The 12826-nt window shown below is 49.7% G+C and carries 12 protein-coding genes and 1 pseudogene; 7 read left to right on the top strand and 6 right to left on the bottom strand.

All coding sequences use genetic code 11. From position 1 onward, the window contains the following. Positions 1-51: 51 nt before the first annotated feature. A complete protein-coding gene (gene rhtB, locus C4F37_RS22145) occupies positions 52-672 on the top strand; it encodes a homoserine/homoserine lactone efflux protein (RefSeq protein ID WP_000171710.1) in 621 nt (206 codons plus the stop codon). Between the two features lie 60 nt (positions 673-732). Here rhtB and rhtC read toward each other — a convergent pair whose 3' ends face one another. From rhtC to pldA, 3 genes are all read right to left on the bottom strand, one after another. Further along, on the bottom strand, positions 733-1353 hold the full coding sequence (gene rhtC, locus C4F37_RS22140; RefSeq protein WP_000928839.1) for a threonine export protein RhtC: 621 nt from the start codon (positions 1351-1353) through the stop codon (positions 733-735). 63 nt (positions 1354-1416) lie between these two features. Then, positions 1417-3246: an ATP-dependent DNA helicase RecQ gene (recQ, locus tag C4F37_RS22135; RefSeq protein WP_001442069.1), complete on the bottom strand. Its 1830-nt coding sequence runs from the start codon at positions 3244-3246 to the stop codon at positions 1417-1419. Between the two features lie 124 nt (positions 3247-3370). Beyond that, positions 3371-4240: a phospholipase A gene (gene pldA, locus C4F37_RS22130; RefSeq protein ID WP_001259692.1), complete on the bottom strand. Its 870-nt coding sequence runs from the start codon at positions 4238-4240 to the stop codon at positions 3371-3373. A 164-nt stretch (positions 4241-4404) separates the two neighbouring features. On the opposite strand from pldA, the gene yigI reads away from it, so the two are divergent. From yigI to C4F37_RS22110, 4 genes and pseudogenes are all read left to right on the top strand, one after another. After that, a complete protein-coding gene (yigI, locus tag C4F37_RS22125; protein ID WP_001374601.1) occupies positions 4405-4872 on the top strand; it encodes an acyl-CoA thioesterase YigI in 468 nt (155 codons plus the stop codon). 51 nt (positions 4873-4923) lie between these two features. After that, positions 4924-5814, top strand: a complete 891-nt coding sequence (gene rarD / locus C4F37_RS22120; protein WP_000339101.1) for an EamA family transporter RarD — start codon at positions 4924-4926, stop codon at positions 5812-5814. A gap of 310 nt (positions 5815-6124) precedes the next feature. After that, positions 6125-6962 (top strand): annotated as a pseudogene (locus C4F37_RS22115) (YPO3983 family protein). Beyond that, positions 6959-7456: a DUF943 family protein gene (locus C4F37_RS22110; RefSeq protein WP_000823788.1), complete on the top strand. Its 498-nt coding sequence runs from the start codon at positions 6959-6961 to the stop codon at positions 7454-7456. The pseudogene C4F37_RS22115 and the gene C4F37_RS22110 overlap by 4 nt, the downstream one beginning before the upstream one ends. Before the next feature lie 35 nt (positions 7457-7491). On the opposite strand, the gene corA is transcribed toward C4F37_RS22110, so the two are convergent. Together corA and ysgD are read right to left on the bottom strand one after the other, a co-directional pair. Beyond that, positions 7492-8442, bottom strand: coding sequence for a magnesium/cobalt transporter CorA (gene corA / locus C4F37_RS22105; RefSeq protein ID WP_000947159.1), 951 nt, complete (start codon positions 8440-8442; stop codon positions 7492-7494). Positions 8443-8593: 151 nt separating this feature from the next. Beyond that, on the bottom strand, positions 8594-8650 hold the full coding sequence (ysgD, locus tag C4F37_RS27950) for a YsgD/CorL family protein (protein ID WP_212723238.1): 57 nt from the start codon (positions 8648-8650) through the stop codon (positions 8594-8596). A gap of 161 nt (positions 8651-8811) precedes the next feature. Here ysgD and C4F37_RS22100 point away from each other — a divergent pair, with 161 nt between their 5' ends. Together C4F37_RS22100 and C4F37_RS22095 are read left to right on the top strand one after the other, a co-directional pair. After that, positions 8812-9576, top strand: a complete 765-nt coding sequence (locus tag C4F37_RS22100) for a phosphodiester glycosidase family protein (protein ID WP_001557157.1) — start codon at positions 8812-8814, stop codon at positions 9574-9576. 82 nt (positions 9577-9658) lie between these two features. Further along, positions 9659-10561, top strand: coding sequence for an SAM hydrolase/SAM-dependent halogenase family protein (locus C4F37_RS22095; protein ID WP_001540210.1), 903 nt, complete (start codon positions 9659-9661; stop codon positions 10559-10561). A 44-nt stretch (positions 10562-10605) separates the two neighbouring features. Here the strand turns inward: C4F37_RS22095 and uvrD are convergent, their stop codons facing one another. Then, entirely contained in the window at positions 10606-12768 is a 2163-nt protein-coding gene (uvrD, locus tag C4F37_RS22090; RefSeq protein WP_000383407.1) for a DNA helicase II, read from the bottom strand. Between the last annotated feature and the right edge of the window lie 58 nt (positions 12769-12826).

Below are 12826 nucleotides of genomic sequence, written 5' to 3'. Positions count from 1 at the left end.
CTGCGACAGTAGCGTATTGTGGCACAAAAATAGACACACCGGGAGTTCATCATGACCTTAGAATGGTGGTTTGCCTACCTGCTGACATCGATCATTTTAAGCCTGTCGCCAGGCTCTGGCGCAATCAACACCATGACCACCTCGCTCAACCACGGTTATCGCGGCGCGGTGGCGTCTATTGCTGGGCTTCAGACCGGACTGGCGATTCATATTGTGCTGGTTGGCGTGGGGTTGGGGACGCTATTTTCCCGCTCAGTGATTGCGTTTGAAGTGTTGAAGTGGGCAGGCGCAGCTTACTTGATTTGGCTGGGAATACAGCAATGGCGCGCCGCTGGCGCAATTGATCTTAAATCGCTGGCCTCCACTCAATCGCGTCGACATTTGTTCCAGCGCGCAGTTTTTGTCAATCTCACCAATCCCAAAAGTATTGTGTTTCTGGCGGCGCTATTTCCGCAATTCATCATGCCGCAACAGCCGCAGCTGATGCAGTATATCGTGCTCGGCGTCACCACTATTGTGGTCGATATTATTGTGATGATCGGTTACGCCACCCTTGCTCAACGGATTGCTCTATGGATTAAAGGACCAAAGCAGATGAAGGCGCTGAATAAGATTTTCGGCTCGTTATTTATGCTGGTGGGAGCGCTGTTAGCATCGGCGAGGCATGCGTGAAAATAATGTCGGATGCGGCGTAAACGCCTTATCCGACTTACTCTGATGACGCGTCTGGCATTAACGCGAAATAATCAAATGAATGCCAAATCCGGCAAATAACGCCCCGGCAAAACCATCAATCCACTTCGCCAGACGTTGATAACCACGGCGCATTTGCGGCAGAGCAAACAGGCTGGCAACGACGGTAAACCACGCCAGTGTTTCGACAATAATCAACGCGAAAATGCCCCAGCGTTCGGTGGTGCCGACATTATCACCGACAAACAGCGAGAACACCGAACCAAAGTAGATAATCGCTTTAGGGTTCGCGAGATTGGTCAGTAAGCCCTTAAGAAAACTGCGCCCGCTTTTCGCCAGTTCGACTTGTGGCGCAGGGGCAGAAACAACCTCTTTTTTCAGTGCACCACGTAGCATCTGGTAACCCATCCAGCAGAGATACAGGCCACCGCCCACCATAATCAGCGTATGCAGCCAGGCCATTTTTTCGATAATCAAATGTAGGCCAAGCAACGCAATCCCAGCCCAAACCATTACGCCGCAGGTAATGCCCAGCACGCCCATCATCGCTTCTTTACGGGAACGACTAACAGCGGTCTGAGAGACAAAAAAGAAATCGGGACCGGGGCTCATAAGCGCCACAATGTGCACCATGGCGACGGTGAGGAATAACATCAACATACATTAGACTCGCGGGGGAAACGTTTACGGAGTCTTCATCCTGGCACTTTTTTATGCTGCTGACTACTCTTCGTCGTCACCATCGACATGCGCACGAATCAGCGCCATAAACGGTTTGCCAAAGCGTTCCAGCTTGCGCATACCAACGCCGTTAACGCTGAGCATTTCGCTGGCGGTGATCGGCATCTGCTCCGCCATCTCAATCAAGGTTGCGTCGTTAAACACCACGTACGGCGGGACATTGCTTTCATCGGCAATCGATTTACGCAGTTTGCGTAATTTGGCGAACAGTTTGCGATCATAGTTGCCGCCGAACGATTTCTGCATCGCTTTCGGTTTGAGCGCCACGATACGCGGCACGGCAAGTTGCAAAGAGGATTCGCCGCGCAGCACCGGACGCGCAGCCTCTGTCAGTTGTAGGGCAGAATGCTGGGCAATATTTTGCGTCACCAGGCCGAGGTGAATCAGCTGGCGGATCACGCTCACCCAATGTTCATGGCTTTTATCACGGCCCATGCCATAGACTTTCAGTTTGTCATGACCATAGTCGCGGATACGCTGGTTATTAGCACCGCGAATCACTTCCACCACATAACCCATCCCAAACCGCTGATTCACACGACCAATGGTGGAAAGGGCAATCTGCGCATCGGTTGAACCATCGTACTGTTTTGGCGGATCGAGGCAGATATCGCAGTTCCCGCACGGCTCCTGACGCCCTTCGCCAAAATAGTTCAGCAATACCAAACGACGGCAAGTTTGCGCTTCAGCAAACGCGCCCATCGCATTGAGTTTATGACGTTCGATATCCTGCAACTGCCCCTGCGGCTTCTCTTCCAGACAACGGCGCAGCCACGCCATATCAGCCGGATCGTAAAACAGCATCGCTTCCGCGGGCAGGCCATCACGCCCGGCGCGTCCAGTTTCCTGATAATAGGATTCGATATTGCGCGGAATATCAAAATGCACCACGAAGCGAACGTTAGGCTTGTTGATGCCCATGCCGAACGCCACCGTCGCCACCACAATTTGCAGGTCATCGCGCTGGAATTTTTCCTGCACATCAGCGCGAACATTATTTTCCAGCCCGGCATGATAGGCCGCCGCGCTAATTCCCTTGCTTTGCAGGCGCGCAGCGGTGTCTTCTACTTTCGCACGACTATTACAGTAAATAATCCCCGACTTACCGCGTTGTTCCTGTACATAACGCATCAACTGATCGAGCGGTTTGAATTTCTCCATCAGCATGTAGCGAATATTCGGACGGTCAAAACTGCTGATTTGAATCAGCGGATCGTTCAGCCCCAGCAGGCGCACGATATCCTGGCGCGTGGTGTCATCGGCTGTGGCAGTCAGCGCCATAAACGGGAGCGTCGGAAAACGCTGACGCAGCTGACCGAGGGCAGCGTATTCCGGGCGGAAATCGTGACCCCATTGGGAGATACAGTGCGCTTCATCAACGGCTAATAACACCGGATTCCAGTGCGCCAGATGCTCAAGAAAGTTATCCAGCATCAGGCGTTCCGGCGCGATATAAAGCAGGCTGATTTGCCCGGTGCGACAGCCTGTCATCACTTCAAGCTGCTGCTCGCGGGTTTGCGTCGAGTTAAGGCACGCCGCCGCCACGCCGTTGGCTTGCAGTTGATCTACCTGATCTTTCATCAACGAAATCAGCGGTGAGACAACCACGGTAAGGCCGTTTAGCAATAAGGCAGGGATTTGATAGCAAAGGGATTTTCCGCCACCAGTGGGCATGACGACCAGGCAATCGCGACCGGAAAGTACGGTGTCGATAATCTCTTCCTGGCCGGGGCGAAACTGTTGGTAGCCAAAGGTTTCTTGTAAAACCTGTTTAGCTCCGGACTCCAGATTCAACACTTCCGCCTGCGCCACATTCACCCCGATTGCCTGAAATAAAAACAGGCGCTATTTTCAGCGCCTGCGCGAGAAACTGCAATGCTTTTAGTCTCTGAGAGGGTAATCCTGGATGCTGGATTCCAGATTTGCCAACCATTCATCAAAACAGGTCGTTTAGCATAACTCCCACACCAACGCGGGTCTGGTTGAAGTTATAGTCGATGAGCGATTCGCCGTAACCACTGTAAACCTGAGTATAAAGGCGCACATGTTTGGTGATCGGGTAGCTTAAGCCTAACTCCGCGCCGCCGTAACCGGTGTTCCAGTTGTACTGCCCTTTCGCGCTCAGTACCGCATCACCGAGGTGATAGCCGATTTTAAGCTGGTAGTAACCCATATATTTGGTGATGTCCGGGTTATCGTCCGTATTCCCCACCACATACCACGGCTTCACCTCTACCAGCCAGTTACCGTTTTCTGCCATCAGGCGGGTATAAAGGCGGTTCCAGCTGCGGGAAGTCGGGTCTGAACGCCCGTTTGAGTCGTGGTTGTAGCCCATTTCCACATCGCGCAGCGTCCAGCCAGCAAAGTTGTAATCCGTGGCAAAACCGAGGAACAATTGCGGTTCGTAGTTAGTTTCACGAAACGGTGATGACTCATCGCTATTAGAAAGCTGCCACCAGGATTTCTGTGTGTAGGAGGCGCCCAGTACAGAGTTTGGCCCCAAAATCCCACGCCACAGCGGAAACGCCAGGCTCAACTGGAACTTTACTTCATCCTTACGCGCGTTTTCCGCCCAGTCGTAACTGGCAATCGCTTCTTTATTCAGATCGCTGGTTTGGGTGTAGATGATGTAGTTGGTGTCATAAGGATAAAGGGTGAACGGATTGTCATGCTCCTGCAGCATATTGGCGATAATACTGCCACGCACCGCTGGCGCGTCATGCACCTCTTTCACCGTTGCCTCTTGTGCATATACTGCCATAGGCAACATAAACACCGGCAACAACCAGCCCTGCAGAGTCCGCATCGCTCGTGTTCTCCGTAACGAATTATTGATAAGGTGAATATTTTTCTGCGGGCTATTTTACATACTTAACTCCATAGCCGTTAGTTATCCCTTCCTAAAGTAGAAACCAACAATAAATAAGCATAAAATCAACATTTCATTAACTAATGAAGTGTAAGGATGTTATGTCTGCCGTACTGACCGCTGAACAAGCCCTCAAATTAGTGGGTGAGATGTTTGTTTATCACATGCCATTTAACCGCGCATTGGGGATGGAACTGGAGCGTTACGAAAAAGAGTTCGCACAGCTGGCCTTTAAAAATAAGCCGATGATGGTGGGCAACTGGGCGCAAAGCATTTTACACGGCGGGGTCATTGCGTCGGCGCTGGATGTCGCCGCAGGTCTGGTGTGCGTGGGAAGTACCTTAACCCGCCACGAAACCATCAGTGAAGATGAACTACGCCAGCGGCTATCGCGGATGGGGACCATTGATCTTCGCGTCGATTATCTGCGCCCAGGCAGAGGCGAGCGTTTTACTGCTACCAGTAGCCTGTTACGTGCAGGCAATAAAGTCGCCGTCGCCCGCGTTGAATTACACAATGAAGAACAGCTTTATATTGCCAGTGCCACCGCCACCTATATGGTAGGTTGAAGACATAAAAGCAGGTAAACTGCTGTTACCAATTAAAAATGAGTATTCCCGATGGATGCAAAACAAACGCGGCAGGGCGTATTACTCGCTCTTGCCGCTTATTTTATTTGGGGTATTGCGCCAGCGTACTTCAAACTGATTTACTACGTGCCCGCCGATGAGATCCTGACGCATCGCGTGATCTGGTCGTTTTTCTTTATGGTGGTGCTGATGAGCATTTGCCGCCAGTGGTCCTATTTAAAAACGCTGATTCAGACGCCACAGAAAATTTTTATGCTGGCAGTCTCTGCCGTGCTGATTGGCGGCAACTGGCTACTGTTTATCTGGGCGGTGAACAATCACCATATGCTGGAAGCGAGCCTTGGTTACTTTATTAACCCGCTGGTGAACATTGTGCTGGGGATGATTTTCCTCGGCGAGCGATTCCGCCGGATGCAATGGCTGGCGGTGATTCTGGCGATATGTGGAGTGCTGGTTCAGTTGTGGACTTTTGGTTCACTGCCGATCATCGCGCTGGGGCTGGCGTTTAGTTTTGCTTTCTACGGCCTGGTGCGCAAGAAGATTGCTGTTGAAGCGCAAACCGGCATGTTAATCGAAACTATGTGGTTGCTGCCCGTGGCGGCGATTTACCTGTTTGCTATTGCCGACAGCTCAACCAGTCATATGGGGCAAAACCCGATGTCGCTGAATTTACTGCTGATCGCCGCCGGTATTGTCACCACCGTGCCACTGTTGTGTTTTACTGCAGCTGCGACACGCCTGCGTCTCTCAACGTTAGGCTTTTTCCAGTACATTGGTCCGACGCTGATGTTCCTGCTGGCTGTGACGTTTTACGGTGAAAAACCGGGTGCCGATAAGATGGTAACTTTCGCCTTTATTTGGGTGGCGCTGGCAATTTTTGTGATGGATGCGATTTATACGCAGCATAGAACGTCCAAATAAAAAATAAATATATTCTGAAAAAATATGCCGACTCTTGCATGAGAGTGGGCATATTGCCATGCTGACAGGAGACTCACATAAGGAAAGGCAGAATTTCCAGACGTCGTTGTATATTTTCATTTGCTTTAATAAATTTCATTTTTGGTAAATTCAGCATTATGTTATTAGCGATGAGCAAGACCAATCATTAACCAAGTTCTCTTCAGAATGTAATGAAAAATGTGAAGTGCATTTCTTTTTTAAAATTTTTTTACCCTATTATTTCTTATCAAATTAACATTGCCCTTAATTATAAGAAAGGAGAATATAAATGAACAACATATTAGGCTCATCAATTAATATGCCCTGTACACTTTTCGAAACTATTACTTTATTCGATGATTTTTCTGCTGATGATATGCAGTATGGGGATATGGAAGAACAAGATTTTCTCTCACTCGGCTTAAGCGACATCTCTGCAAAAGTTGATCCTTACCGCCTCATTAAATACCATTTTCCTGGGCCGAATTCTACTTATGGTGCTTTTAGTGTTCCAACTTCTGGAACAAAAATATCACAAAGTGAATGTATTGATATTTTATTTGCAGAAATGAAAGATCTGGCAAAAATGTTTTCCTTTTTTGGACAATACAAAACACTCATCCAGGATCTGATTGATCATTTTAGATATGGAAATGGCAACAGTTTCCATAGCCAGGAATTGAACTTATCTTTTCATGAACGAATAAACAAATATGATTATAATAGCCCAATACGTGTAATCAAAGAATGTATCGAAAATGATATTTCTTCAACACCTACGATAGGATACCGGCCTCTTCTCCTACAAAAGATTAAGACCGAATTACTTTCATCAAGACTAAATAAATTCAATGATTTTAAAGATAATTTTAATGGCCTGGGAATCAGCACTCATGATATCTCAGCTCAAAAAATATCTCTTTTAAATTTTCAAAAATATCCTATGGGCTGGAGCGCTACCATTCATTTCATAGCACAAGACCACTTTGACTGATATAAAAAACAAGATTTACAACAAGTATAGATTTTTTCGCATATGGTTCTTTTTACAACGGCATAAAGACTTTGCTTTCAAACCTTTCTTCACCAATTTTAACACTATCGAAAGAATCGAAAATTATCTATGAAAAGAAAACTCCAGAAAATTATATTATATTTATTTCTTCTATGCTGCATCTATAATTTATGGACATTGCGTCCTGTACAGATTTTGTATACATACTCTGATGCTGGCAATTCAGTCTTTCTGGTCGTTGATCATCTGCCATGGACTGATAGCGATAAAATAAATTGGTATCTGAAGCATCAGGATGAAATTAAAAGTCAAAATCCCCTACCAGAAGATAGTTGGCATACCTGGTATGTTATTGATATCGGTAATGGCTTCACTGACTATAAAAAATATATCGAAGGGCCGTATGAAGATCTCTACTGTTTCCCGACGATTAAGAGCAATGATAATTGCATCGTAAAAAACTATTTAATGGTTATTAATGAATATCCTTACCGTAATACTCATTTTTTTATTGCTGATAACAATGAGTATCAACTAACCCAGGAAAATAAGATAGAGCGAGTGTTCAACCCGCATGACTTTGAAAAAGACAATTTTCAGCAATAAGCCGGATAAAGAACAATCTTTACCCGGCATTTATATTACAACCAGTTCTTCCGCTTAAAGTACAGATACGGTGCCAGGCCCGCGAGGATCATAAAGATAATCGCGCCTGGGTAGCCGAAGCTCCACTTCAGTTCCGGCATAAACTCAAAGTTCATCCCGTAGCTGGAAGCGACCAGCGTCGGTGGCAGGAACACCACGGATACCACCGAGAAGATTTTGATGATGCGGTTCTGCTCGATATTGATAAAGCCCATCGCCGCCTGCATCAGGAAGTTCACCTTCTGGAACAGGGATTCGTTATGCGGCAGCAGGGATTCGATATCTCGCAGGATTTCACGCGCCTGCTCCAGTTGCCCACCCGGTAAGCGTGCTTTACGTACCAGGAAGTTGAGCGCGCGCTGGGTATCCATCAGACACAGGCGAACTTTCCAGCCGATATCTTCCAGTTCCGCCAGCGTGGAGAGCGCCTCGTCGTACTCATCGCCCTGATGCCCTTCCATAATTACCCGGCTCAACTGCTCCAGGTCGCTGTAGATATTTTCAATTTCATCTGCCAACTGTTCGATTTTGGTTTCGAACAGATCCAGCAGCAGCTCGTAGGCGTTACCGTCCACCATTGACTGGCTACGGGCACGCATACGATACAGACGAAAAGCGGGCAGTTCACGCTCACGCAGAGTAAACAGACGACCATCACGGATGGTAAATGCCACAGTGGAGTTACCGGCGTGATCTTCCGCATCTTCAAAGAAGAAGAAGGAGTGAATATGCAGGCCGTCATCGTCTTCAAAGAAACGTGCCGATGCTTCGATGTCTTCCAGTTCCGGGCGGGTTGCCAGGCTCTGGCCAAGTTCAGATTGTACGCGCAGTCGCTCGTCGTCGTCCGGTTCGACAAGATCAATCCATACTGCATTTACAAGGGGTTGTGACTCTTCGACTTCCAGCCGGGTCAGTCGGTTATTTTCCAGTTGAAATGCGCTCAGCATGACCGGGACTCCCAATGCTTAAAATATCGGACAGTTCGGTGGGCACACAGAAACAAATTGGGTTTCAGACCATTAAACAGCCTGACTCAGCGCGACGGGAAAAATTGAGGTCGCTGACAACCGCTAAGGCTATCAGCAAAAAGGGATAGCCTTAGGAGTTGATCCTGGATGACAGGATAATGAGCCAGTATCTACTGGGTGTGTCCAAGGCGAATGTCCTCTTAGAGTGATCGTGCGCGCATGTTACGCCAGCAAAATTTTGCCGTCAACACGCAACAGAACACCACAGAACAATAGTTGAACTTCGCGCTTTTTGGTACTCGTCAAGGTCGCTAACAGGATAAAAAAATCCCACATTCAGGGCCTATAATGGCGCATCGGCTATTCATTGGTAAAGGAATGATCACCTTGAATCTCAAACGGATTTTTCTCACCCTCACCTTACTTCCCTTGTTTGCTGTTGCCGCTGATGATTGCGCACCCTCAGATCCGACGCTGACCGTACAGGCGTATACCGTTAATCCTCAAATAGAGCGGGTGAAAATGTACTGGCAAAAAGCCAATGGCGAAGCGTGGGGAACGTTACATGCTCTGCTGGCGGATATTAATAGTCAGGGTCAGGTGCAGATGGCGATGAACGGCGGCATCTATGATGAAAGCTATGCGCCGCTCGGTTTGTACATCGAAAACGGTCAGCAGAAGGTGGCGTTAAATCTCGCTTCAGGTGAAGGGAATTTCTTTATTCGTCCTGGCGGAGTGTTTTATGTCGCGGGAGATAAAGTCGGCATCGTTCGTCTGGATGCCTTTAAAACCAGTAAAGAGATTCAGTTTGCGGTGCAGTCAGGGCCATTGTTGATGGAAAACGGTGTAATTAATCCGCGTATTCATCCCAACGTCGCCTCACGTAAAATTCGTAACGGTGTTGGGATTAATAAACATGGGAACGCCGTGTTTTTGTTGAGCCAGCAGGCGACAAATTTTTATGATTTTGCCTGTTATGCCAAAGCGAAACTGAACGTTGAGCAGCTGCTTTATCTTGATGGCACAATTTCACATATGTATATGAAAGGCGAGGCAATCCCGTGGCAACGCTATCCTTTTGTCACCATGATTTCCGTCGAGCAGAAAGGTTAAACATTGTACACTCGAGGAGGCCAGACAAACTGGGGCTGGCTACACAGCTGGAAAATCATCAGATAAATGAAGGGAAACAAAAATGAAAAAAACGCTCGCAACATTATTTTTATTAACCTGTCTGGGGTCATCATCCGCTTATGCGGATAACGCTTTGATTTTACAAACGGATTTTAGCCTGAAAGATGGCGCCGTCTCGGCGATGAAAGGGGTCGCTTTCGGCGTTGACCATAATCTTAAAATATTTGATTTAACACACGAAATTCCACCGTATAACATCTGGGAAGGCGCTTACCGCCTGTATCAGACTGCCAGTTACTGGCCGCAAGGTTCGGTGTTTGTTAGCGTGGTCGATCCAGGTGTTGGTACAGAGCGTAAATCGGTAGTGCTGAAAACCAAAAACGGTCAGTACTTCGTTTCACCAGATAACGGTACGCTTACGTTGGTGGCGGAATCGCTGGGTATTGAGAGCGTCCGGCAAATCGATGAAAAAACCAACCGTCTGAAAGGTTCCGAAAAGTCATATACCTTCCACGGTCGTGACGTGTATGCCTACACCGGTGCACGTCTGGCTTCCGGGGCGATCACGTTCGAGCAGGTGGGGCCAGAGCTTCCTGCAAAAGTTGTCGAACTTTCTTATCAGAAAGCCAAAGCAACAAAAGGTGAAGTGAAGGGCAATATCCCGATTCTCGATATTCAGTACGGCAACGTCTGGAGCAATATCAGCGACGAGTTGCTGAATCAGGCAGGAATCAAACTCAACGACACGTTGTGTGTGACCATTTCCGAAGGTTCCCAGCAAAAATACGCAGGGAAAATGCCGTATGTCGCAAGCTTTGGCGATGTGCCGGAAGGCCAGCCGATGGTGTATCTGAACAGCTTATTGAATGTTTCCGTGGCGCTGAATATGGATAATTTCGCGCAGAAACATCAGGTTGCGTCTGGTGCTGACTGGAATATTGATGTGAAGAAGTGCGCTAAGTAAGGTGCTGATGCGGAATGCGGTGTGGCGCACCGCATTCCGCAACGTCACACCGTCTCCAACCGGGCGTAAGCCGCCACCAGCCATTTAATACCCTGGCCCTGGAATGCCACCTGCAAACGGCTATGTTCACCGCTGCCTTCCATATTGACGATGGTGCCTTCACCAAACTTAGCGTGGCGTACGCGCTGGCCGAGCTTGTAGCCGCTGTCGTTCTCGACCATCGGCGTACCCATCCGTTGATGGCTGACCGGACGGCTTACCGTAGCGCGCAGGCGCACCTCTTCCACACACTCTTCCGGCAGCTCGCCAATAAAGCGCGACGGGCGATGGTAAACCTCTTTGCCATACAGACGGCGGGTTTCCGCGTAGGTCAGCGTCAGTTTCTGCATCGCGCGGGTTACGCCAACGTAGGCCAGACGGCGTTCTTCTTCCAGACGCCCGCCTTCATCCAGCGACATCTGGCTTGGGAACATGCCCTCTTCCATACCAACGATAAACACCTGCGGGAATTCCAGACCTTTCGCCGAGTGTAGCGTCATCAACTGCACCGCGTCCTGCCAGGTATCCGCCTGCCCCTCGCCCGCTTCCAGCGCCGCATGGGAGAGGAATGCCTGCAGCGGCATTAAATCTTCGTCTTCTTCGTTGTAGCTGAACTGGCGCGTTGCCGTCACCAGTTCCTCTAAGTTTTCGATACGCGTCTGACCTTTTTCGCCCTTCTCCTGCTCGTACATGGTGCGCAGGCCGGAGTCTTTAATTACCCGGTCAGTCTGTACATGCAGCGGCATATCGGCAGTTTCCTGCGCTAAGGCGTCGATCAGCTCCATAAACCGCTGTAAGGCGCTGGCAGCACGTCCGGCGAGGGCTTTTTCCTGCAACAGTTCACGACATGCCTGCCAGAGTGTTAACTGGCGATCTCGCGATGTCTGACGTACCACGTCCAGCGTCCGGTCACCAATACCCCGCGTTGGCGTATTAACCACACGCTCAAAGGCCGCGTCGTCGTTGCGGTTGGCAATCAGGCGCAGATACGAGAGCGCATCTTTGATTTCCTGGCGTTCGAAGAAGCGCATCCCGCCGTAAATACGATACGGCATACTCGCCTGCAATAACGCCTCTTCCAGCACACGCGACTGGGCGTTGCTGCGGTAGAGAATGGCGCACTCGGCAAGCGCCCCGCCGTTGTCCTGCCAGGTTTTGATGCGGTTAACCACAAAACGCGCTTCGTCGAGTTCGTTAAAAGCGCAATAGAGGGAAATAGGCTCACCGTCCGCGCCATCGGTCCACAGTTTTTTACCCAGACGCCCGTTATTGTTTTCAATCAGGGCGTTAGCGGCGCTCAGAATATTGCTGGTAGAGCGGTAGTTCTGCTCCAGACGGATAGTTTCAGCACCGGGGAAATCATTGAGGAAACGCTGAATATTCTCCACCTGCGCTCCGCGCCAGCCGTAGATTGACTGGTCGTCATCGCCAACGATCATCACTTTGCCAGTATCGCCTGCCAGCAGTCGGATCCACGCATACTGAATGTTGTTGGTGTCCTGGAATTCATCCACCAGAATATTGGTGAAACGTTCGCGGTAATGTTGAAGGATATGCGGTTTGTTGAGCCATAATTCGTGGGCACGAAGCAGCAATTCAGCAAAATCAACCAGGCCCGCGCGGTCACACGCTTCCTGATACGCCTGATACACCTTCTGCCAGGTCTGCTCCACCGGATTACCGTAGCTCTGAATATGATGCGGACGCAGCCCCTCATCTTTCTGGCTGTTGATGTACCACATTGCCTGGCGCGGCGGCCACTGCTTCTCGTCGAGGTTCATCGCCTTGATTAGGCGTTTGAGCAGGCGTAGCTGGTCCTCGCTGTCGAGGATCTGGAAATCCTGCGGCAGGTTGGCGTCCATATGGTGCGCACGCAGCAGGCGGTGCGCCAGCCCGTGGAAGGTGCCGACCCACATGCCGCCCTGGCTGGTGCCCATCAGTTGCCCGATACGATGACGCATCTCCGCCGCCGCTTTGTTGGTAAACGTCACCGCCATAATCGAATACGGCGAGCAGTTTTCCACGCTCATCAGCCAGGCGATACGATGCACCAGTACGCGCGTCTTACCACTGCCCGCGCCCGCCAGCACCAGAAGGTTGCTGCGTGGCGCGGCCACCGCTTCGCGCTGTTTATCATTAAGGCTGTCGAGCAGGTAAGAAACGTCCATTGGCACCGCCGCGTAAAAATAGGTTGGGCGGAGAAGCGCAACGCCCTCCGCCAAAAAG

Origin of the sequence: Escherichia sp. R1 (assembly GCF_003000935.1) — a bacterium.
Classification (GTDB): domain Bacteria; phylum Pseudomonadota; class Gammaproteobacteria; order Enterobacterales; family Enterobacteriaceae; genus Escherichia; species Escherichia coli.
Note: the sequence above shows the minus strand (reverse complement) of the source record. Positions and strands in the feature narration are given on the sequence as shown.